The organism is Chryseobacterium sp. UF-81 (assembly GCF_058245105.1).
Genome location: NZ_JBSIBX010000007.1, coordinates 53,422 through 74,681 on the forward strand (window position 1 = coordinate 53,422; position 21,260 = coordinate 74,681).

At 38.2% G+C, this 21,260-nt stretch carries 22 protein-coding genes; 3 read left to right on the forward strand and 19 right to left on the reverse strand.

All coding sequences use genetic code 11. From position 1 onward, the window contains the following. Window positions 1–58: 58 nt before the first annotated feature. From AC4IFE_RS11285 to AC4IFE_RS11365, 17 genes are all read right to left on the reverse strand, one after another. Window positions 59–913 carry a transketolase gene (locus tag AC4IFE_RS11285; protein WP_490757449.1) on the reverse strand — a complete coding sequence of 285 codons (855 nt, stop codon included), beginning with the start codon at window positions 911–913 and terminating at the stop codon, window positions 59–61. Between the two features lie 106 nt (window positions 914–1,019). Beyond that, entirely contained in the window at window positions 1,020–1,538 is a 519-nt protein-coding gene (locus AC4IFE_RS11290; RefSeq protein ID WP_490757129.1) for a hypothetical protein, read from the reverse strand. Window positions 1,539–1,576: 38 nt separating this feature from the next. Continuing rightward, window positions 1,577–2,266 (reverse strand): SGNH/GDSL hydrolase family protein, encoded by a 690-nt coding sequence (locus tag AC4IFE_RS11295; RefSeq protein WP_490757131.1) that lies wholly within the window; start codon window positions 2,264–2,266, stop codon window positions 1,577–1,579. 80 nt (window positions 2,267–2,346) lie between these two features. Next, window positions 2,347–3,906: a sodium:solute symporter gene (locus AC4IFE_RS11300; protein WP_490757133.1), complete on the reverse strand. Its 1,560-nt coding sequence runs from the start codon at window positions 3,904–3,906 to the stop codon at window positions 2,347–2,349. 111 nt (window positions 3,907–4,017) lie between these two features. Further along, entirely contained in the window at window positions 4,018–4,305 is a 288-nt protein-coding gene (locus AC4IFE_RS11305) for a GNAT family N-acetyltransferase (RefSeq protein WP_490757135.1), read from the reverse strand. 1 nt (window position 4,306) lies between these two features. Further along, window positions 4,307–4,702 carry an OsmC family protein gene (locus tag AC4IFE_RS11310; RefSeq protein WP_306844012.1) on the reverse strand — a complete coding sequence of 132 codons (396 nt, stop codon included), beginning with the start codon at window positions 4,700–4,702 and terminating at the stop codon, window positions 4,307–4,309. After that, window positions 4,702–4,920 carry a (4Fe-4S)-binding protein gene (locus tag AC4IFE_RS11315; RefSeq protein ID WP_490757137.1) on the reverse strand — a complete coding sequence of 73 codons (219 nt, stop codon included), beginning with the start codon at window positions 4,918–4,920 and terminating at the stop codon, window positions 4,702–4,704. The genes AC4IFE_RS11310 and AC4IFE_RS11315 overlap by 1 nt, the downstream gene beginning before the upstream one ends. Window position 4,921: 1 nt before the next feature. After that, the gene (locus tag AC4IFE_RS11320; RefSeq protein WP_490757140.1) at window positions 4,922–5,500 is read right to left on the reverse strand and encodes a TMEM175 family protein; all 579 of its coding nucleotides are present in this window, start codon (window positions 5,498–5,500) and stop codon (window positions 4,922–4,924) included. Further along, entirely contained in the window at window positions 5,493–6,032 is a 540-nt protein-coding gene (locus AC4IFE_RS11325; RefSeq protein ID WP_490757142.1) for an NADPH-dependent FMN reductase, read from the reverse strand. Before AC4IFE_RS11325 ends, AC4IFE_RS11320 begins: the two co-directional genes overlap by 8 nt. 23 nt (window positions 6,033–6,055) lie before the next feature. Further along, entirely contained in the window at window positions 6,056–6,955 is a 900-nt protein-coding gene (locus tag AC4IFE_RS11330) for a pirin family protein (protein WP_490757144.1), read from the reverse strand. A gap of 57 nt (window positions 6,956–7,012) precedes the next feature. After that, on the reverse strand, window positions 7,013–7,324 hold the full coding sequence (locus tag AC4IFE_RS11335; protein ID WP_490757146.1) for a GNAT family N-acetyltransferase: 312 nt from the start codon (window positions 7,322–7,324) through the stop codon (window positions 7,013–7,015). 137 nt (window positions 7,325–7,461) lie between these two features. After that, window positions 7,462–8,337 carry a pirin family protein gene (locus AC4IFE_RS11340; protein ID WP_490757148.1) on the reverse strand — a complete coding sequence of 292 codons (876 nt, stop codon included), beginning with the start codon at window positions 8,335–8,337 and terminating at the stop codon, window positions 7,462–7,464. A 96-nt stretch (window positions 8,338–8,433) separates the two neighbouring features. Next, complete coding sequence (locus tag AC4IFE_RS11345) at window positions 8,434–9,837, reverse strand: MFS transporter (protein ID WP_490757150.1); 1,404 nt, start codon at window positions 9,835–9,837, stop codon at window positions 8,434–8,436. Window positions 9,838–9,977: 140 nt separating this feature from the next. Next, window positions 9,978–10,790 carry a hypothetical protein gene (locus tag AC4IFE_RS11350; protein ID WP_490757152.1) on the reverse strand — a complete coding sequence of 271 codons (813 nt, stop codon included), beginning with the start codon at window positions 10,788–10,790 and terminating at the stop codon, window positions 9,978–9,980. Window positions 10,791–11,061: 271 nt separating this feature from the next. After that, window positions 11,062–12,732 carry an asparagine synthase B gene (asnB, locus tag AC4IFE_RS11355; protein WP_490757154.1) on the reverse strand — a complete coding sequence of 557 codons (1,671 nt, stop codon included), beginning with the start codon at window positions 12,730–12,732 and terminating at the stop codon, window positions 11,062–11,064. Between the two features lie 321 nt (window positions 12,733–13,053). After that, on the reverse strand, window positions 13,054–14,721 hold the full coding sequence (locus tag AC4IFE_RS11360) for a GLPGLI family protein (protein WP_490757156.1): 1,668 nt from the start codon (window positions 14,719–14,721) through the stop codon (window positions 13,054–13,056). Between the two features lie 201 nt (window positions 14,722–14,922). Continuing rightward, on the reverse strand, window positions 14,923–16,128 hold the full coding sequence (locus AC4IFE_RS11365; protein ID WP_116012201.1) for an RsmB/NOP family class I SAM-dependent RNA methyltransferase: 1,206 nt from the start codon (window positions 16,126–16,128) through the stop codon (window positions 14,923–14,925). A 470-nt stretch (window positions 16,129–16,598) separates the two neighbouring features. Here AC4IFE_RS11365 and AC4IFE_RS11370 point away from each other — a divergent pair, with 470 nt between their 5' ends. Further along, on the forward strand, window positions 16,599–16,946 hold the full coding sequence (locus AC4IFE_RS11370) for a zinc ribbon domain-containing protein YjdM (protein WP_490757158.1): 348 nt from the start codon (window positions 16,599–16,601) through the stop codon (window positions 16,944–16,946). Between the two features lie 288 nt (window positions 16,947–17,234). Here AC4IFE_RS11370 and AC4IFE_RS11375 read toward each other — a convergent pair whose 3' ends face one another. Then, window positions 17,235–18,170: a sulfate/molybdate ABC transporter ATP-binding protein gene (locus AC4IFE_RS11375; RefSeq protein WP_490757160.1), complete on the reverse strand. Its 936-nt coding sequence runs from the start codon at window positions 18,168–18,170 to the stop codon at window positions 17,235–17,237. A 75-nt stretch (window positions 18,171–18,245) separates the two neighbouring features. Here AC4IFE_RS11375 and AC4IFE_RS11380 point away from each other — a divergent pair, with 75 nt between their 5' ends. Then, window positions 18,246–18,905, forward strand: a complete 660-nt coding sequence (locus tag AC4IFE_RS11380) for a YceI family protein (protein WP_490757162.1) — start codon at window positions 18,246–18,248, stop codon at window positions 18,903–18,905. Window positions 18,906–19,031: 126 nt separating this feature from the next. Further along, window positions 19,032–20,042 carry a phenylalanine--tRNA ligase subunit alpha gene (pheS, locus tag AC4IFE_RS11385; protein WP_490757164.1) on the forward strand — a complete coding sequence of 337 codons (1,011 nt, stop codon included), beginning with the start codon at window positions 19,032–19,034 and terminating at the stop codon, window positions 20,040–20,042. Window positions 20,043–20,376: 334 nt separating this feature from the next. Here the strand turns inward: pheS and AC4IFE_RS11390 are convergent, their stop codons facing one another. Next, window positions 20,377–21,144, reverse strand: a complete 768-nt coding sequence (locus AC4IFE_RS11390; protein WP_490757166.1) for a DUF3108 domain-containing protein — start codon at window positions 21,142–21,144, stop codon at window positions 20,377–20,379. Between the last annotated feature and the right edge of the window lie 116 nt (window positions 21,145–21,260).

Below are 21,260 nucleotides of genomic sequence, written 5' to 3' on the forward strand. Positions count from 1 at the left end.
ATAGTGATCAATGATATTTTTCCTTAAGATTTAAACCATCATCATTGATCATTTATTATTAATAATCGGCAGGAGCCTCCAGATATAATTGTTTGAATGCGGTGTCAAGCTGCTCATCATTCGGAGCTTTTCCATGCCATGCATGACTGCCCATCATATAATCTACACCAGCACCCATTTCTGTATGAAGAATGATTACTACAGGTTTTCCTTTTCCTGTTTCAGTTTTTGCTTTCTCAAGGATCGCAATCACAGCTTCAAGATCATTACCGTTTTTCTCTTCCAAAACAGTCCATCCAAATGCCTCAAGTTTAGCATGCAGGTTTCCTAAGCTTAATACATCATCCGTATCACCATCAATCTGGCGTCCGTTGTAGTCAATAGTTGAGATGATGTTGTCCACTTTCTTGGCAGCAGCATACATCAATGCTTCCCAAACCTGACCTTCCTGAAGCTCACCGTCTCCGTGAAGTGTATAGACTAGAGACTTATCTCCGTCCAGTTTTTTGCCTTGGGCTACACCAAGTGCTACAGAAAGACCCTGACCAAGAGATCCGGAAGCAATTCTGATCCCCGGAAGACCTTCATGGGTAGTAGGGTGTCCCTGAAGTCTTGAATCCAGTTTTCTGAAAGTTCTCAACTCATCTACCGGAAAGAAATTAAATCTTGCTAAAGTAGAATAGTAAACCGGCGAAATATGCCCGTTTGAAAGATAAAAATGATCCTCATTTTTCCCCTCCATGGTGAAAGGAAGATTATAGTTCATTACATTCCCAAAAAGCGCTGTAAAGTATTCCGTACAACCCAAGCTTCCACCCGGATGTCCTGAATTTACAGCGTGAACCATTCTTAAAATGTCTCTTCTGATCTGCGTAGTAAGAGATTTTAACTCTTCGATACTTTTACTCATTATATCTGATTTATTTGCACGCGAATTTACAATTTTTTAACGGCTTACGGAAATGCAAAAATCCGGATTGATGATCCGGATTTAGAATTATTTCTGTGAAATACTGATTTTAACAGCCTTCATTCAGGTATACTGAAATTTCTGTAATAATATTGTTGACAAATTTAAAAGAAAGCTGTGTTCCGGCATCAAGATCTTCCAAAGTGAAGTATCCCGCATCTTGAAGTCGTTTTTCACTCTTGTCGTCCCAGGCAGGATGTACTGTAAAGCTGGGGTAATTTCGATAAGCATTAATGAGATCATCTTTTGTATTTCCGATCCCGATTCCGCTTTTTGTTTTGAACTTTTTACTGGTGGTTGTGATTCCCATAATGCTTGCTACATTTGGTTGGGCTTCACTGATATAATTTTCATAAAGATCAAGTATAATCAGTTCTCCACTATATTTTACAGTATTTTTGATCTGTCCGTCCGTTATTTTCAATTTTGTTCCTGCAATTTTTTCAGCTTCAGTTTTTTCCATAAAAACTTTGTAGGGCCCGATTCTTAAGGTAGAAACCTCAAAATCCTGTGCACATGTAAATCCGAATGTTAGTAAGAATCCGAAAAGTAAAATAATTTTTTTCATGGCTGTTATTTAGTTTTTGTTTTTAGAATGTATGGTGCTTATTTTTTTCCTAGTGCTTTATCAATAATCTTTTTAATAACCGATTCCATGATGGTATAACCAGCAGGATTGGGATGGATGCCGTCCTTTGAAAGACCTTCACGCATACCGCCTTTTTCATCGCGCATTGCTGTATTATAATCGATAAAAGTGAGCTTATTGCTGAGCGAATACTGTTTTAACCTGCTGTTCAAAGCATCTACTTTCTGAGGCACATCCGTTATTTCTTTACGCCAGGGAAATGCAGCTGCAGGAAGTACAGAGGCAATAATTACTTTAATTCCGTTGCTTCGGGCAATATCAGCCATCGTTTTAATATTGTTAAAGGTAAAGTCCTGGTCATAAGTACCTGCGTTTTGAGCAATATCATTAGTGCCGGCATTAATGATCACCAGCTTAGGCTTTAGAGCAACAACATCATTTTGAAACCGCAGCAGCATTTGTGAAGAGGTTTGCCCGCTGATTCCCCTGCCTGTATAATTATTCTCAGAAAAAAACTCCGGGTGGTTTTTTACCCAGCCTTCCGTAATGGAATTGCCCATAAATACCACATCCACTTTTTTCTTTGCATTTAAAATTGCTGTATTGTCATCTTTGTACCTGGAAAGATTGGCAAAGTCAACAGCATTTTGTGCGTTTATAAGTTCGCTTAAAAGCAAGGCAATAGCCAGGAATATTGATGATTTCATGATATATTATTTTAAGTTTACCAGATGCCACAACAGAAAACCATTGAGATGTGATTAAGGATTTAAAACTATTTTCCTGATTATACTACTTTTAAATATTGTTTGTTCTTCACCAGCCATAAACCAATAAACGTAAGCAGTCCGTTAAGAACAATAAGTTCTACACCAATTCTGTAATCAGTATAAGTGGTAACGGATAAATTGATTAAATAAGTGATGACAGGTGCTAAAATCGTAACAGCAAGGATGGCATATTTTCTTGAAATCTGAAATTTGGTAAAAATTCCGAAGGCAAAAAGCCCCAAAAGTGGTCCGTAAGTATAGCCGGCAATTTCCATGATCAGATAAACGATCGATTTATCATTCATGGCTTTAAAAACCATGATCAGAATGAAAAAAACGACGGTGAACGTCAGGTGAACTTTCATACGAAGGTGTTTCTTTTCCTTTTCGGTTTTGGTTTTATCTTCATTAAGGCTTAATAGATCTACACAGTATGAGCTGGTTACTGCCGTTAGGGCACCATCAGCCGAAGGAAATAATGCAGAAATAAGTCCGATAATAAAAATAACGGAGATCAGCATTGGGAAATGTCCCTGAAGTGATAAAGCAGGGAAGAGGTCGTCTCCCATAATATTTTTTATATTTCCTGCGGCATCCTTGAAGCCGAAAATATTGGTAACGGTTTCAGATTTTGCCAATCCATATTCTGCACCGTTCTGTAAAGCAAAAAGATAAAGCAAACCTCCTAAAAATAGGAATGCCAAATTGACAAAAAGTAAGGTTCCTGCGAAGGTCAGCATGTTTTTCTTTGAATTCTGAAGATTGTCCACGGAAATGTTTTTCTGCATCATTTCCTGATCCAGACCCGTCATAGCGATTGTGATAAAAATTCCTCCTAAAATGGTTTTGAGGAAAAACGTTTTGGAATTAGGATCAAAATTGATGAAATGAGTATAGTTTTTCTGTTCCAAAATGGTATATGCTTCACCAAAAGATAAATTCAGATTGGATAGAATATAAACGATACAGGCAATTAAGCTGATAATCATAAAGGAGGTCTGCAGTGTATCTGTAATCACAATGGTTTTTACACCTCCTTCAAAAGTATATAAAAGAACCATCAGTAACAGTACAAGTGCGGTAACCCAAAACGGAACTCCGAGGCCTTCCAGTAAAAATATCTGTAAAACATTAACCACCAGATACAACCTGGCAGTAGCGCCAATAGCCCTGGAAATGATAAAAAATATAGAACCTATTTTATGGGCTTCTACATTAAACCTTTTCCCCAGATAGGTGTAAATAGAAGTCAGATTCATCTTGTAATATAGCGGAAGCAATATGGCGGCAACTATAAAATATCCGATAAAAAAGCCAATAACCATCATATAATACTCAAAGCCTCCGAAAATATATTCAGTGCCTGTCATTTTTCCGACCGTTCCCGGAACTGAAATAAAGGTAACCCCGCTTAAGCTGGTTCCTATCATTCCAAAAGCAACGAGCCACCATTTACTTTTCTTATTACCGATAAAAAATGACTGGTTATCAGAATTCCGGCTTGTGAAATAGGAAATCACCAAAAGGCCAACGAAATAGATAAAGACAAATAGCAAAAGGATAGTTCCTGAATTCATGCTGAAATTTTAAATTTTAGCAAATATAGTTTTTTTCTGTTCTGGTCAAAAAGAAAAAACCTTCCAGAGTAAAACATCTGAAAGGTCTGTATCTGAAGGACAGAAATAGTCTTAATTAACTAGAACATCCTGTAATTCTTCACTTTTCTGAAAACTAGCTTTGGCAAACGGGCAAAGCGGAATGATCTTTTTGTTATTTTTTCTGGCAAAATCTACTGCTGCCAGGAGCATGTCTTTTCCTACACCTTTTCCGTTGTAGTCTTCTTCCACCTCCGTGTGGTCAATGATAAATCTTTCTTCTCCGGCCCAGGTATAAGTCATTAATCCTGCGCGTTTTCCATCTATGAAAGCCTCAAAACTTCCGTGTTTTTCGTCGTTGTTTTGTTTTACTTCGGTCATATTATGAGAATTTGGTTAGTATTTCTATATCGTTGGTTAATATTTTGTGTACGGGACAGGCATCGGCAATGGTATGCAGTCTTTTCAGCTGTTCATCATCCAGAATGCCTTCAAAACTGATGTCTCTTTTGAATACAGCTCTTTTCGTTAGAGGGAAATTTTCGAGTTCTACTTCTACGTTGATGTTTTCCACGTCCCATTCCTTTCTTTCGATGTACATTCTTAAAGTGGCAGCAGTACAGCTTGCCAGGGATGTGGCTAAGATTTCCATTGGGTTGAAACCTTTATTCTGGCCGCCTTTATCTATAGGTTCATCAGTAATGATCTGGTTCTCACCGGCCGTTACCTCAGTATAATATTTTGTTTTTCCTAAACTCGCTTTTACCGTTACAGCCATTATTGTTTTGTATTGAATTTATAACTTAATGCTCCTGAAGGGCATTGATCTATCTGGTTTTTGAGTTCTTCAGGACTTGCGTTTTCGGCTTTTATCCAGGGTCTGTCTTTAGGATTGTAGACTTTGGGAAGCATTTTTACGCAGACAGCCGAGTGGATGCACTTCTGGGGCTGCCAGATGACCGTAATGTTGCCGTTGGGATATTCGTGTGTTTCCATATTAATTTTCTTTTAGGGATTTTTCGATTCTTCGGTCCGGAATCAGCCATATGAGAGCCACGAGATAATAAAAACCTATGGCAATATAAGGATAAAAAAATGAAACAGCGATTCCGAGAACATAAAAAATAATCGAGATATATTCTTTAAACTTTGAGTGTATAGCTTCTTTAAGCTTGGAGTCTTCACCTTCGTGACGAACAATCTGGTTCTCTAAAATCGTATAGGCTACTGCAGACATAATGACACAGATTCCATAGGCTGCCACCGGATTACTTGCAAAATGGGTTGTCCCGATCCATTCTGTAGCGATAGGCATCAGCGAAAGCCAGAACAGCAGGTGGAGATTGGCCCATAGAATACTTCCGTTCACTTTTTTTACTGCCTGAAAAAGGTGATGGTGATTGTTCCAGTAGATTCCTACATAAATAAAACTAAAAATATAAGCAAGAAACCTGGGCAGAAGAGGCTTGAGGCTGCCCCAGCTGCTGCCTTCCGGAACCTTCAGCTCAAGGACCATAATGGTAATGATGATCGCTAAAACACCATCACTGAAAGCTTCAAGTCTTCCCTTAGTCATTGGTTTTAACCGTGTTTTTAAAGTTCTCTATCTTGTCTTTAAGTTCCTGAAGCATATCAGGATTGATAACGCCGCTTTCAAGGTCAAAATTTTCATAAAACTTTGGAAGCGAGAAGGTATCTTTGATATCTGCAGCAAACTGTGGGAAAAAGGTCTTTGCCGTATTCATCACATTGCCGCCTCCATAACCTCCCGGAGAAGTGCTCATCAGAAGCATCGGTTTGTTCTGAAATACTTTGACATTGATCCTTGAAGACCAGTCGAAGACATTTTTAAAAGCCGCACTGTAAGACCTGTTATGCTCTGCAAGCGAACAGATGATCACGTCACATTCTTCTATTACTTTTAAAAAGTTGTGAGCTTCATCCGGAAATCCCTTCTTTTCAAGATCTACAGAGAAAACCGGCATAGTAAAATCATTGAGGTCTATCAGGTTAATCTCTTCATCCTGGAAATCTTTCAGAACAAATTTTACCAGTTCCCTGTTGATTGAAGTGGAAGATGTACTTCCTGCAAATGCTAATATTTTCATGGTTTACTAATCTGTAATAACCGTTATTTTCTGTTTAAAATAGCTTTAGGAAGCGGAACGTATTCTTTTTCGTCACCGGGAACGAGGGGAAACGCATCGTGGTTCTGATCATTCCAGTTGATTTTAGCCTGGTCAATCATTGCCTTATCCGAGTTCACAAAATTCCAGAATATAAAACGTTCCTCATCAAAAGGCTCGCCCCCAAAAAGATAGACCGTACCGTTTTCACTCATTTCAAATTCACAAAGTTTGGTGTCTTTGGCGATCATCAGCTGTTTCGAGCCGTAAGAATTTCCTTCTGTGGAAACCGTTCCGTCCAGTACATACATCGCTGCTTCACCGTAAAGATCTTTACCTATGCTTATTTTCTTTGCCTCTTTGGTTTTGATCTCGATAAAAAACAGTTTACTGTGAACAGGAACTGCAGATGTTCTTCCGAACGCCTCACCGGCAATTAGTTTATACTGAATTCCGTCTTCTTCCCATACCGGGATTTCATCTGCTTCAATATGATGGAAAGTAGGTTCTGTCTGCTCAAGGTGTTTCGGAAGACCCACCCAGATCTGGAATCCGTGAAGCCTTTTATCACTGTGTCTAAGGTATTCAGGAGTTCTCTCCGAATGTACCACGCCTTTTCCGGCGGTCATCCAGTTCACAGCTCCCGGTTTTATTTCAACGGCACTTCCAATGCTGTCCCTGTGAAAAATAGATCCTTCCAAAAGATAGGTTAAAGTAGACAAACCGATATGCGGATGCGGAGGAACATCAAGATTCTGATAGTCCTTCAGCTCAGAAGGTCCCATATGATCGATGAAAACGAAAGGTCCTACCGCTCTTTTTTCACGGAAGGGAAGAAGTCTTCCCACCAGGAAATTCCCTATATCTGCAGCCTTTTCTTCTATAATAAGTCCAATATTTGACATAATAAAGTAATGTTTTTTAAATTCTGTTTAGTGAATGATAGATCTGGAAATGTATACTTAAAGTTTGTCGTATCCTTCAAATCTCTCATCAACAATGCGTTTCCACTCAGGATGTTTCTTAATATAGGCAAAAACATACGGACAGAACGGAAGAAGTTTTTTTCCATTTTCTTCAATGTAAGCTAATGTTTTCTCTACAACGGCAGTGGCTGCTCCGGTTCCGGCAAGTTCAGGATCCGTTTCCGTGTGTACCAAGGCAATCTGGTGGCCCATTTCACGGTAATCGATAAATGCGAAGTGCCCGTCGATTTCTATTTCGAATCTTTTGCCTGCTTTTACAAGGGGTATATTTTCAAATTCTGGTTTCATAATTTTTGTAGTAAGTCGGTTGGCGGAATTGTAAAGACACAAAATGGTTTGAGCTGTGCGTCTTTACATTTTACCAAACACAAGTATATAAAGTTAATAAAAAAGGAATAATCTAAGATTAAGATAAATTTAATTCTCTAGTCTTCCAGAAAGCCGAACTTTCCGGTGTTGAAATCTTCGAAAGCCTGCATGATTTCTTCCCGCGAATTCATCACAAAAGGTCCATGAGGATAGATAGGTTCATTAATAGGTTCTCCGCTGATGATGAGTACTACTGTATCTTCCTGAGCTTCAATACTGAACATTTCACCTTCGTTTTTAAATAAAACAAGATGGTCAGCTGCTGCTTTTTCTTCTCCGTTTATCGTAATGCTTCCTTCAATGACCAATGCTGCTGTATTAAAATGAGCAGGGAAACTAAATTCAGCTTTTCCGCCGGCTTTTAATTTGGCATTCATCATATTCAATGGGGTAAAAGTATCAGCCGGACCTTTGTGTCCGTTGTATTCTCCCGCAATGAGTTCTACAAAGCTATTTTCACCCAGATCAACGCGTTCCATCGCTGAATTTTCTATAGCCTGGTATTTTGGGCTGCTCATTTTATCTTTAGCCGGAAGATTGACCCATAGCTGGACCATCTGAAAAATACCGCCTTTTTTGGACCATTCGGTTTCGTGATATTCTTTGTGAAGAACGCCTTTTGCTGCAGTCATCCACTGTACATCGCCTTCGCCTATGATTCCGCCGCCACCGGCACTGTCATGATGTTCTACCTTACCCTGATAGGCTATAGTGACGGTTTCAAAACCTCTGTGAGGATGAACGCCTACACCTCTGGGTCTTTCAGAACCGTTGAAATGAAATTTCGAATTGTAATCAAGCATAATGAATGGGTCCATTCTTTTCATGTCCAGTCCCTGTACCCCCGGTATAAAATTATGAACCCTAAAACCATCGCCTACAAAATGTGCAGGTTTTGGGGATACTACGATTTCTACTTTTTTCGTTGTCATAATATTTTGAATTTTATATAACAAAAGTACGGTAGCGGAGATTCAGCTGCATTGATCTGTGTTAAGTTCGTAAAAAGGCAAAGGTGAGAGAACTTATTAATCTTCCTTAGATTTCATATTCTTTCCATCTGAAATATGGAGCCTTCTGAAAACAAAGCCTGATATGATGGTCAGTATACCTATGGTAAGGAAGGTGTAGCGGAAAGCATTGTGCATTTCGCCATCAATAAGGTCAGAATTCTCAAACAATTTTAAAACAATCAATCCGAAAGCGATCCCGAAGCCGATAGCCAGCTGCTGATTGACTGATATCAATGAATTGCCGCTGCTGGTCTGGAAATTTCTGAGATCTGCAATAGAAATGGTATTCATGGAAGTGAACTGAATGGAGTTGAAAAATCCTAATATGGCAATAATCGGGACAAACCAGTACAAAGAAGTATGGATATTGGGAATGGCAAGAAGGCAGATCAGCGTTCCGATGATGAATGTATTCACCATTAAGGTCTGCCGGTAGCCGTATTTATCTAAAATTTTAATAACTGATGATTTCCCGAATATAGCGGTAAGCGCCATCGGAGCAATGATCCACCCCGAAGTTACTGCCGACTGTTTGTAGGCGATCTGTATCATCAGCGGAAGCAGAAGTGGAACGGAGCTGATCCCTAAACGGGTAGCCATGTTTCCGACAATTCCTACCCTGAATGTTCTTACCTGAAACAGATCCAGTGGAAAAATAGGATTACCGCCTCTTCTGGCATGTCTGTAATAATAGTACAGGAATAAAAAGCCCAGAATAAAGACAAAAAGTACCGGACTGATATTCTGCATATCTCCGAATAATTCCAGTGAAATGGATAACAATAATGATGCAGCAGCAAAAATTAAAAATCCTTTTAAGTCAAAGTCAACATCCGTGGATTTGTAATTCGGCATATATTTTAAGCCTAAAATAATCCCCAATAGCCCAATCGGAATATTGATCAGGAAGATCCAGTGCCATGAAAGATAATCTACCATATACCCTCCGACCAGTGGGCCGAGTACAGGGCCTATCAGTGCAGGGATGATGGCGAAGTTCATGGCTTTAAGCAATTCGTTTTTATCGAAAGTTTTGATCAGCGCCAGCTTTCCTACCGGTGTCATCAGGCTGCCTCCGACTCCCTGGATTACTCTTGAAATAACCAGGTGGGTGAGATTTTGTGACATGGAACAGAACAGGGAGCCTAAGCTGAAAAGGATCAGAGAAAAAATGAATACTTTTTTGGTTCCGAACCTGTCTGCCAGGAACCCGCTTGCAGGCATGAAAACGGCCAGGGTCAGAACGTAGCTGATGATGGCATTCTGCATATTAAGCGGTGATTCATTGAGGTCTTTGGCTATGGAGGGCAGGGAAGTGTTCAGGATCGTGGAATCCAGCATCTGCATAAAGATAGCGGTGGCCAGGATAAGCGGAAGTATTTTTTTTACAGAGATCTGTTGCGGACTTGTTTCTGTCATTTGATGTAGACTGGAAATCTGATGAGTTCCAGATTTTTTTTATTGAATCGGTTTTCTGTTTTTTAAGCAGCTTGATCTTTAGATTAAGAATTTCTTATAAAATTAAAAAAGTCCTGTGAATTTTCACAGGACTTTTCAATTTATTTTCTAGGTTTTTCTACTCCTTTCCATTCATCACCGGCTTTTCTGTACTGGCTTAGGATGTAAGTTTTGAAATCTTTTGTTTTATATTCAATATTATCGGTGTTCTGTTCAAACGGCATAATGTAGTAGTAATCAACATCTGTTTTGTCTGTCTTGTTTCCTTTCTTTACGGATGGAACGTATTTGGAAAATTTATAGCTCGGAAGATATTGTTTTAATCTTGCATAGAAAGCTTTGTTTTCTTTTTCTTCAGGAATGATATCTACAATATTGAAATCATCTTTTTTCTTGTCAATCCACAGGTAATATGTTTTTTCTTCGCCTAAGTTTCTGTTTAAAGAGTTGAAAGCAAATAATTCTTTTGGAACCAACTCCTTAATCTTTTCAGGGTCTACTTTGGTATAGAATTGTCCTTTAGACGGGTCAACATAAGTTTCAAGGTTATACATCAAAACGGAGTTGTTTTCGAATTTTTTGTTCTTAAAATATTGGTTTAAAGATAATTCTGCAGTGGCTCTGAGCTCTTTTCCTCTGTCATCCAGTTTTTTGGTAGGATTCTGAGGATTTACTTTTTTTACGAACTCATATAAAACGGCAGGTTTTACATCTTTAAGGTGAGGATACGTTTTAAGCTGTTCTGCCTTTACCAGCCAGTAAAACTGCTGATAATAGTCATCCTTATCTACATCTTTCACGCTTTTATAAGACAAAGCAAGCTTCTTTGAATTTAAGTATTTGCCATATTTTCCCTGTCCAAAAGCAAAACTGATGGATAGTAAGGCAAATAAAACAGTAAGATTTCTTCTCATTTTTTTATAATTGATATTTTCGTTCTCCAAATATAATTATTTCTTAGATATTATTTTTGATTGTCAGTTAAATTTATATTGATATTATTAAGGTTATTCAAAAGAAAATCCTGTATTTCTACAGGATTGATAAAATTTTGAAATTAGAAGTTAGATATTAGGGATTTAGACGTTAGACAAAAGGCTGTAGATTTTAGGAATAATTGTTGAATCAAGAGCCAACACTAAAACCTCTCAGGCTCTCAAATCCGGATCACGCATCCCGAACTCATTACTCATAACTTGTCTCATGCACTTTCACTGCTCTTCCGCTTGGATCGTTCATTTTTTTGAAAGCTTCATCCCATTCTAAAGCGATAGGAGTGGAGCAGGCCACCGAAGGAACTGAAGGAACCGTTGCTGCTGCCGTTTCACTTGGGAAATGTTCTTCAAAGATAGTTCTGTAACGGTATTCTTCTTTATTCTGAGGGGTGTTCAGCGGAAATCTGAATCTTGCATTGGCCATCATTTCATCAGTGACCTCTTTTTCAGCTACCTCTTTTAATGTATCGATCCATGAATACCCTACGCCGTCTGAAAACTGTTCTTTCTGTCTCCAGACAATAGACTCAGGAAGGACGTCTTCAAAAGCTTTCCGTAATACCCACTTCTCGATTTTTCCTTCTGCAACGCTGATCATTTTGTCTTTAGGGTTGACGGCCATGGCAATGTCCATGAATTCCTTATCCAGAAATGGGACTCTGCCTTCAATTCCCCAGCTCATTAACGCTTTATTGGCTCTTAAACAATCATATAAATGAAGTTTGCCCAGTTTTCTTACCGTTTCATCATGAAATTCTTTGGCGTTTGGAGCCTTGTGGAAATATAAATATCCTCCGAACAGCTCATCTGAACCTTCTCCGGAAAGCACCATTTTGATTCCCATAGATTTGATCACTCTTGCCAGAAGGTACATTGGGGTGGAAGCTCTGATGGTCGTTACGTCATAAGTTTCCAGATGATAGATCACATCACGCACCGCATCTAATCCTTCCTGAACAGTAAAGTTAACTTCATGATGCACAGATCCGATATGGTCCGCGGCTTTTCTTGCTGCAGCCAGGTCTGGAGATCCTGTTAAGCCTACCGCAAAACTGTGAAGTCTTGGGTACCATGCTTCCTGGGTGTCACCGCTTTCAACCCTCTGTCTTGCAAATTTCGCAGTAACTGCTGAGATAACAGATGAATCCAGACCTCCGGAAAGAAGAACACCGTAAGGAACATCACTCATCAACTGTCTGTGGACAGCATCTTCAAGGCCTTTTCTTATTTTTAAAATATCGGTTTCATTATCTTTTACGCTGTCAAAGCTTTCCCAGTCTCTTTTGTACCATTGCTGAAGCTCAGCGCCATCAGGACTGTACACAAAATGTCCCGGAAGGAAAGTTTCAATGGTTTTGCATATGCCTTCCAATGCCTTTAATTCAGAAGCAACGTAATAGTTTCCGTTTTTATCCCATCCCTGATAAAGAGGGCAGATTCCCATATGATCACGGGCGATCAGATAGATCCCTTTTTCTATATCATAAAGGGCGAATGCAAAAATTCCGTTAAGTTTTTCAATGAAGTCTTTTCCGTATTTTCTGTAGAGGGCAAGGATCACTTCACAATCCGATTGGGTCTGAAATTCGAAATCCGGAAACTCTTCTTTTAATTCTCTATGGTTATAGATCTCTCCGTTCACTGCCAGAACTACTTTTTCGTCTTTAGTGAATAGGGGCTGCTTTCCTGAAGTAGGATCTACAATAGCAAGCCTTTCATGAGAAAATACAACTTTGTCATCCTGAAATACACCGCTCCAGTCCGGGCCGCGGTGACGGATCTTTTTTGACATTTCTAAAACCTGGGGTCTTAATATTTCGGTCTTTTGTTTGGCATCAAACAAACATACAATTCCACACATATTGTTACTTATTTGAAGCAAAATTAGCTTTGGTGTTTAAAAATAACAATGAAAAATAATTAAAAGTTAATATTTTTAACTTAATAATTTATTTTAGTGAAAAATATTAACTATTTGGATTAATTATCATGGATTTAATTGATTTTTTTCGTCAGGGAAAAATAGAGTTATTATCTCCTATACAAAATAAAAATGAAATAATTAATAATATATGGTAATTTATTATATGAATTTTAGCCCTTACTTTGTGGCTCGAAATAATTTTTTTTCATCATTTGTGTTTTTACCTTCTTGCAATTCTCTTTGCAAGAAGGTTTTGTTTTATAGGGAACCTAGCAGAACACCTGAAACATTCCATGAACTGAAACTTGTACCTTCTGCTGCTCCCTGGGGGATCTTTATTTGTATTGTATGCTTGCCTGCATTCAGATCTCCCAGAGGAATGAAGTTAGGATGGGTAACTGTTCCCGGGCACCAGTTGGATCTGCTGAGGTCTGATGAAGAAAGTCCGTCCGGAAAATTCCCTGATGCAGGGTTATAAAGCCGGTAAGAACCACAGTCTGATCTCCAGGGTATAAAAGAAAAAGTCATTTTCCCATCCAGAAATATAGAATTTGGTTTGGGCACAAATTCATCACCGTTTTCCCAGCCTCCGTGTCCGGTAGTGATGTATCTCAGCTGGGCATTCTTTAAATCTTTTTCTAATGTAAATTCTACCAAAAGACCTTTGTCCTTGTCGAACATCGTTGAATAATCCTGGCCTGCCATCTCCATGATATTCAGAGTATTAAAAAGAGGGATCGCCACATTGTTTTTATAAATGTTCTGGTCACTTTTATGAATAGTGATCTCAAGATTTATTTTATGACCGCCTTTATCATAATTACCGATAAAAGTACCCATCCAGAGTTCCTTTTCAGAAAGAGAAGGCTTCAATTCTGTGATATCCTGCCGGAACGGGCTTACGGTCTGCCAGTCTTTTCCTTTCAGTTGAATATGATTGAATTTCTGAATTCCAAAAGCGGTAAAAAACCGCATCATCTCTATTGCAGGACTGTAATTTTTGGTTGCTGTTACTCCATAATACTGTTTTCCGTTTCCGTTATCATAAACAGGAAGTGTTTTAGCTCCTTTTTCCAGTCCGTCAAAAAATGAGGTTTCTTTATCCTGCGGAACAAAAAATACGGTTCCTGTTCTGTCGTAGGCATCTCCGTTGGATTGCTGTTTCACTTCGACAAAAATATTTTCGCCTTCTTTAATTGATGGAAATTTTATTTTTTTGAGAATGATGGTTCCGTTGGCAAATCTCTTTACCTTCTCATCTGATTTAGATTCATCTGAAAAATTGATGGTTTCATTTTCAAAAACTTTCAGTGTGGTAAAACGGCTTTTCCAGAGAAGGTCTTTGTAGCCCAGCAGGTCGGTAGGAAGTATTGAATCCTTTAAAATATGATCAATATCCGTTTTTTTAACTTTTTTAATAGAGCTTGCGGTGATCTGCGAATTTTTATTTCTATCAATTTCCAAAACCAATCCCAGATTCTGCCCTACAACAGACGGTCCGCCATTAATGTTTAAATCATGGGTATACCAAACCTCAATTGTATTGGAATTGATCTTCGTCACTGCTTTTTTACAGGTATAGCCCAGAATCTTTTTCGTTTCATTAGTTAACTCAAATGTCTGTTTTCCTATAGATTCGGCATCTGAAGAAGAAATAACTTCTCCCGGTTTCAGGAAAGCATAGGAAACAACTGTATTGGAAGGTTTTTCGACTTTGGTGATCTCAAATGGGTAATCACTTTTCTGTTCTCTGATCTTATTATTCAGAATAAAATTATCTTTTCCGTCCGCCCAGACCAGAGTAGGGGACTGTTCCGTAAGAACTTTCCCGTTATAAGAACTGGTATATTCGATTTCATAAGTCTGCGCATATGAAAGACAACAACATACTAAAACAAAGAAGCTGAATAGAATTCTTTTATTCATAAGTCTGTTTTTCCGTAAAGTTAATTTTCAAATTTCCTGCTGGATTTGAAACAGTCTACAACATTATAAGTAGGGATTAATGATGCAAATGTTACAAACCGCTTTTTAATATGGAGAAAAAACAGATCTATTGGCTGGGTTTTTCAATAAAAAAAGCTGCTCCGGATAGAGCAGCTGTATATTATAGATGAGTCAGATAAACTAAGAAACTCTTTCGATCAGTGCCATATAGAATCCATCATAACCGTGGCTCGGCATTACTTTATCATCTTTAATTAATTTATAACCTGAGTTGGTTTTCAGGAACTCTTCTACCTGTAAATTGTTTTCAGAAGGTAAGATAGAACACGTGGCATACACCATTTTACCACCTACCTTAAGCATCTTGGAATAATCCTGAAGGATTTGCTGCTGCTCTTTTTTAATTCTGTCAATAAAATCCTGGTCAATTTTCCATTTACTGTCCGGGTTTCTTTTTAAAACACCAAGTCCGGAACATGGAGCATCGATCAGAAGTCGGTCCACTTTATCATGAAGACGCTTGATCACTTTGTTGTCCGAGATCATACGGGTTTCGATATTGTGTGCGCCTGCTCTTTTTGCACGACGTTTCAGTTCTGCAAGCTTCCATTCGAAGATATCCAAAGCTACGATCTGTCCTTTATTTCCCATCAGTGCAGCTAAGTGAAGAGTTTTTCCACCCGCACCTGCACAGGCATCCACCACTCTCTGTCCTTCTTTCACATCCAGGAAATACCCGATCTTCTGTGAAGAAGCATCCTGAACCTCAAACAAACCTTCCTTGAAAGCTGTCGTAAGGAAAACATTCTTCTTTTCCTCAAGCTGAACAGCATCCGGATAATTTTTTACAGTATAGGCCACTACACCTTCATCTGCAAGATCAGAAATTAGTTCTTTTGGAGTTGTTTTAAGGCTGTTGGCTCTTAGTACGGTCGGAGCCTGCTCATTTAAAGCATGCATTTCCTTTTCCCAGCCCGGGCCTAATTCTTTTTCCAAAGTTTCAGCCAGCCATTCAGGAATAGAATGCTCGATAGCTTTCGTAGGAACAGTATTCTTTTTAAGCTTGGTAAGGATATCTGCGATTTTAATTCCGTCAAATTCTTCAAACTTTTTGTAATTGGTCTTGCTCCAAAGCAGATATGCAATCATCAGCTTATATATATTGGTCGGTTTTACCCCTTCCCCCATATAATATTCAAGACGTTTTTTCCAGCGGATAATATTATAGAAGATTTCAGAAACAACGGCTCTGTCCTGACTTCCCCATTTTCTGTGGGCCTTTAAAAGTCTTTCGATTACCTTATCGGCATATTTATTTTTCTCGAAAAATGTTTCCTGTAAAGCATCGTGAATTCCGATCGCTAGGTTTCTGTGAATAAGTTCCATAAAATTGCTTCGCTGTTTGAATCCGCAAAAGTACGAATTATAGTTGAGAGTTACGGTTTCGAGTTTTAGAGTAGGAGAGTCTGAGGGTTGGGGAGCTTTAGAGGCGTAGAATTCGGGCCTAGTGTTAAAGGTTTATAAATTGTGAGTTTGATGCAGTAAATCCAGGAAATATTGAATAAAATGACCATGTCTGGTGGCTGAGGCTCCCGAAGCTACAAGTAGTATGTTTGGTAGCTGATATCTGAAATCTGATGTCTAATATGTGGCCTCTAAAATCTTGATTCTTGGTTCTTGTATCACGCATTTTATTTCTCGAATTCATCATTCACCTTTCACTTGCGAAGCAAAATTCACCATTGATGTTGTCAAATATTAATCTTAATGTCAACAAGTCTCACGTCTCGTGTCTAAAATCTCATCTCTAAAATTTCCATTTATCTCAAAAATCTTACCTTTGCAAAAATAAAAATATGAGTGATACTGTACTTTGTCCGAAATGCGGCTCCGAATTTACTTATCCGAGTGAAGATAATATGATGACCTGTTCTCAATGTTTTTACGAATGGAATCCTGCAGAAACAAATGCCGAGAATTCTAAAGAAGGAAAAATACTGGATTCAAACGGAAATGAGCTTCAGGATGGCGATTCTGTAGTAGTAATCAAAGATCTTCCTGTGAAAGGAGCGCCGAAACCGGTAAAAGCCGGAACAAAAGTGAAAAACATCCGTCTAAGACCGGACAGCGATCATAATATCGACTGTAAAATTGATGGTTTCGGGTCTATGGCCTTAAAATCAGAGTTTGTGAAGAAAGCGTAGGGCTTATTGCAAAAAATAAAAAAAGGAAAAGATTGGACAGTGTAATCTTTCAAAGACTTAATTGCAGGGAGGTGCTAATGTCCGTCTTAGGGCAGAAAGAGAATTAACCAAAAATTTCCTTATGCTGTGGAAATACAAATGTAAGAAAAAGTTTCAAACTGCTTCTTAGATTTGTATTTTTTTTATCCACATATTAACAATAACTGTAAGAAAATGTATGAGTTAGGAGGAATTTTGAGTGTTAGTTATAGAAAATAAGTTCAATAGTCATCTTTGATTTTTTTTGATCTAAACAAAAGAAATCATGATATTTCCTTCTATCTTCACGTCTGTATAGACAATAAGTTCTTTGTTTTGAACCTTGATCTTATTCCAGTAATGATTTCCTGCAAATCTACTTTCCAGGAGTTCAGCTGCAGTTCCGTTTTCAGAAATTTTTATTTCCTTGGGATAATATGAAAACTTAGGAAGCCGGAACTCTGCTTTTTCCGCTTCACTGAAGATATTCACTTCACCAAAAAGTTTGGCGACATAAGAATTATAAGGATTTCTATAGGTTTCTTCCGGACTGTCGTTCTGGATCAGTCTTCCATCCTTCAGAATGACGATCTGGTCTAGCCACGGCATAATATCCTGAAGCTCATGGGTAGAAATGACCAGAGAAATTTGGTGCTGTTTCACATACCTGAACAGTCTTTCACGAAGTTCTATTTTTCTGGGGAAATCCAGATTGCTGAAAGGTTCGTCTAAAATAAGAAGTTTCGGCAGTACGGAAAGTGCTCTGGCAATGGCAACCCTTTGTTGTTGGCCCCCGCTTAGATATTTAGGAAGTACATGGGCGAATTCCTGAAGTCCTACTACTTCCAGAAGTTCCATTACCGTTTCTTTTTTTTGAGCTAAATTGATATTAGAAATGAATTTTCCTACATTTTCGGCAACAGTGGCATAAGGCATCAGGTCAAAATTCTGGGCTACCAGTTTCATTTCAGCTTCCCCGGGAACAAGATTTCCCTTAGGACCCAAAAGCCGTTTACCATTAAAAATAATCTCGCCGCTTTCCCAGTCCAGCAGTCCGTAAATCAGGTTAAGCAATGTAGACTTTCCACAGCCACTTTCCCCTGCCAGGGCAATGATCCGGCCTTCTTCAAAACCCAGGTTAAGGTTCTGAAACAGGGGGTTATCTTTGTTGTGGGAAAAATATAAATTGTTTATTTCTAAAAGCATAATACAAATGTAAGGTTTTTATGAAAAAATAAAATTTTTTATTATATTAGCGGAAGCATAAAAAATATATCAAAAATGAGAAAAAAACTGTTTTCACTAGCTATTCCTGCTTTATTTGTTGCGGCTGTTGCGGTTTCTTGTAAAAAAGACAAACCGGTTACCAGCGAAAGCAATGAAGTGGCAACTACAAAAGACGGGAATCAGTATATAGTGGATACATTGAACAGTAAAGTGGAGTGGAAAGGATATAAAATATTCAAGTCTGAAAGTACAAGCCATTTCGGAACGATCAAGTTTGAAAGCGGTGATGTAACGGTAAAAGACGGGAAGCTTGAAAGCGGAAAATTTGTTGCTGATATGAACTCTCTGACGTCTGTAGATCTTAAGGATGATGCTGATCAGTTAGGAAAACTGAATGGTCATCTTAAAAGCGGTGATTTCTTTGAAGTGGAAAAATTTCCTACCGCTTCTTTTGAAATTACAAAAGTGACACCGGCAACGGAAGGAGATTATAATACGCTTTTGGATGGGAACTTAACCATTAAGGGTATTTCAAAACCGGTTCAGTTTAAGGCCAATGTTTCTGTAAAAGACGGAGAAGTGAGTGTGGCTACGGAACCAAAGGATATTAAAAGAGAAGAGTTTGGTGTAAAGTTCCAGGCTCCTGCTGAAAACGGGGTGATTAAGGATGAGGTAACTCTTCAGATCAACGTTAAAGCTTTAGAAAAGAAATAATTTTTTTATTTAAGTGAAATAAGTGATTGAAGTCTGCCTCCCGTAAAGGGGCAGATTTTTTTATCACAGATTAATTATTAAACTTAAAAAACGTATTTTTGCAAAACATTTTGAAAGGGTAAAACAATGATAGAAAAGATAGAAGAACTACTTACCGAAGTAAACAGCTTCAATGCTACATCTAAAGAGGAAATTGAAAACTTCCGGATTAAGTATAATGGTAAAAAAGGTGTTCTGAATGATTTTTTTGAAAAATTTAAAGAAGTTCCAAACGACCAGAAAAAAGAATTCGGACAGAAGATTAACTCTTTAAAGCAAGCTGTTGCAGGAAAACTGGAAGATCTTAAAGATGCTTCCCAGTCTGCTATTGTGATAGAAAAAGAAGATCTTACAAGGCCCGCTTTTCCATTGGATCTTGGGTCAAGACACCCGATCAATCTGGTGAAAAACAGAATTATTGAAATCTTCAAATCTATAGGTTTCGCAGTAGCTGATGGTCCTGAAATAGAGGACGACTGGCACAACTTCACGGCGCTTAACCTTCCGGAATACCATCCGGCAAGAGATATGCAGGATACTTTCTTTATCGAGCAGAATCCGGACATCCTTTTAAGAACGCATACGTCTTCCGTACAGATCCGTTATATGGAAGAAAACCAGCCGCCGATCAGAATTCTTTCTCCGGGAAGAGTATTCAGAAATGAGGCTATTTCTTCACGTTCACATTGTATTTTCCATCAGATTGAAGGATTGTATATTGACGAGAACGTAAGCTTTGCAGATCTTAAGCAAACCATCCAGTTTTTTACCACTGAGCTTTTCGGGAAATCCAAAATCAGAATGAGACCGTCTTATTTCCCGTTCACAGAGCCTAGTGCTGAAATCGATGTATATTGGGGATTAAACTCTGAAACCGATTACAGAATTACCAAAGGAACAGGTTGGCTGGAGATCATGGGATGCGGAATGGTAGATCCGGCAGTTCTTAAAAATGTAAATATCGACTCTGAGAAATATTCAGGATATGCTTTCGGGATGGGGATTGAAAGAATTACAATGCTTCTTTACCAGATGAGCGATATCAGAATGTTCTTCGAAAATGATATAAGAACTTTAGAACAGTTTAAATCACTATAAAAAATTAAACCTCCGGAATCTCCGGAGGTTTTTGTTTTTAATTACTGACCTAAGAAACAAAACGTAATTAAAAACGAGATTATATTGAAAAATCACAACGTGACCATTGTATATAGAGGCTTATTAATTTTATATTAATTTTTCCTTCTCCGAAATTCTGTCACATTGAGCGGAGTCGAAGCATTATATTTATCCCTCCTGATATCTTATACTATTCCTTTTTCTGTTATTAATAAGACAGCTGAGAATTAAAATGTATTACATTAAATAATAAAAAAATGCCTGCAATTTTTTTTGCAGGCATTTTTATAAAATTCAAAAGACTGAAAATCTTTTACTTATATTTTAAAGGGTATTTCACATTTTTAAGATCATCAATACTTGCCTTCAGTGAACCTACGGCCAGTTCGGCCTGCAAAAGCATCGGAATATGGTTGGCATCATTGGTTACCCACATCGTCACCCCTTCTTTTTCTTTGAAAACCCTTCCGCTTTTTACAGACGGGATAATTTTCAGACAGTTGATGGTCCCGAATTTGGTCTTAAGATCCTCTGTTCCTGTCACTTTCAGCTGAAACGGAAACATTTCATCGTCGATCCATACATTCATGTTGATCACTGTTCCTACCTTTAATTCACTTGTACTTTTGCTTCTCAGATAATAGAAGCAGGAAAGCATATCCTGAACTCCTTTTACAGATTTAATCACCTTTGAACCATTGGCAGGAGTCTTTTTATCCGTTAAGATCAGCGTATTATTGGTATGGTTGAAAACGGTCTCAAAATGCTGACGGTAGCTTCCTTCACGTACATTTCTTACATAGAAGCTAGGCAATCCGGTGTCTATATTAATGAAGCTTTCATATAAATCTTCTACTTTGAAAAAGGCTTTTACAGCCCCTGTGGTCTTTCCTGTACCTTTCACGTACAGATGGGGAACACCCATATAGTTTGTCTTTTTGGCAGTAAGATTGGCTGTCCCGGCATTTAGAATTCCATAATGTATTCTGAATGTAATAGATTCACCGTCAGTGATATTGTCTATCTGAGCATGGCTCAAAAGGAACATACATATTGCAAAAAGATTTAAAATTTTCTTCATGGTATGACATTTACAAAAATATTGCCAAATTTAAGATCCTTAACTATTTACAGCGATTTGATAAATCTCAGGTTTTTATTTAGAATCAATTAAATATGCTTCGCATTAAAATTAGT

Coding starts and splice junctions, on each gene's coding strand:
- AC4IFE_RS11370 (WP_490757158.1), top strand. CDS start 16,599: ATGAGTGATACTGTACTTTGTCCGAAATGCGGCTCCGAATTTACTTAT.
- AC4IFE_RS11325 (WP_490757142.1), bottom strand. CDS start 6,032: ATGAAAATATTAGCATTTGCAGGAAGTACATCTTCCACTTCAATCAAC.
- AC4IFE_RS11305 (WP_490757135.1), bottom strand. CDS start 4,305: ATGACCGAAGTAAAACAAAACAACGACGAAAAACACGGAAGTTTTGAG.
- AC4IFE_RS11360 (WP_490757156.1), bottom strand. CDS start 14,721: ATGAATAAAAGAATTCTATTCAGCTTCTTTGTTTTAGTATGTTGTTGT.
- AC4IFE_RS11300 (WP_490757133.1), bottom strand. CDS start 3,906: ATGAATTCAGGAACTATCCTTTTGCTATTTGTCTTTATCTATTTCGTT.
- AC4IFE_RS11365 (WP_116012201.1), bottom strand. CDS start 16,128: ATGGAACTTATTCACAGAAACCTAGCGATCGGAATTCACGATGCTTTA.
- AC4IFE_RS11310 (WP_306844012.1), bottom strand. CDS start 4,702: ATGGCTGTAACGGTAAAAGCGAGTTTAGGAAAAACAAAATATTATACT.
- AC4IFE_RS11320 (WP_490757140.1), bottom strand. CDS start 5,500: ATGACTAAGGGAAGACTTGAAGCTTTCAGTGATGGTGTTTTAGCGATC.
- AC4IFE_RS11290 (WP_490757129.1), bottom strand. CDS start 1,538: ATGAAAAAAATTATTTTACTTTTCGGATTCTTACTAACATTCGGATTT.
- AC4IFE_RS11350 (WP_490757152.1), bottom strand. CDS start 10,790: ATGAGAAGAAATCTTACTGTTTTATTTGCCTTACTATCCATCAGTTTT.
- AC4IFE_RS11330 (WP_490757144.1), bottom strand. CDS start 6,955: ATGTCAAATATTGGACTTATTATAGAAGAAAAGGCTGCAGATATAGGG.
- AC4IFE_RS11315 (WP_490757137.1), bottom strand. CDS start 4,920: ATGGAAACACACGAATATCCCAACGGCAACATTACGGTCATCTGGCAG.
- AC4IFE_RS11345 (WP_490757150.1), bottom strand. CDS start 9,837: ATGACAGAAACAAGTCCGCAACAGATCTCTGTAAAAAAAATACTTCCG.
- AC4IFE_RS11335 (WP_490757146.1), bottom strand. CDS start 7,324: ATGAAACCAGAATTTGAAAATATACCCCTTGTAAAAGCAGGCAAAAGA.
- AC4IFE_RS11340 (WP_490757148.1), bottom strand. CDS start 8,337: ATGACAACGAAAAAAGTAGAAATCGTAGTATCCCCAAAACCTGCACAT.
- AC4IFE_RS11375 (WP_490757160.1), bottom strand. CDS start 18,170: ATGCTTTTAGAAATAAACAATTTATATTTTTCCCACAACAAAGATAAC.
- asnB (WP_490757154.1), bottom strand. CDS start 12,732: ATGTGTGGAATTGTATGTTTGTTTGATGCCAAACAAAAGACCGAAATA.
- pheS (WP_490757164.1), top strand. CDS start 19,032: ATGATAGAAAAGATAGAAGAACTACTTACCGAAGTAAACAGCTTCAAT.
- AC4IFE_RS11295 (WP_490757131.1), bottom strand. CDS start 2,266: ATGAAATCATCAATATTCCTGGCTATTGCCTTGCTTTTAAGCGAACTT.
- AC4IFE_RS11380 (WP_490757162.1), top strand. CDS start 18,246: ATGAGAAAAAAACTGTTTTCACTAGCTATTCCTGCTTTATTTGTTGCG.
- AC4IFE_RS11390 (WP_490757166.1), bottom strand. CDS start 21,144: ATGAAGAAAATTTTAAATCTTTTTGCAATATGTATGTTCCTTTTGAGC.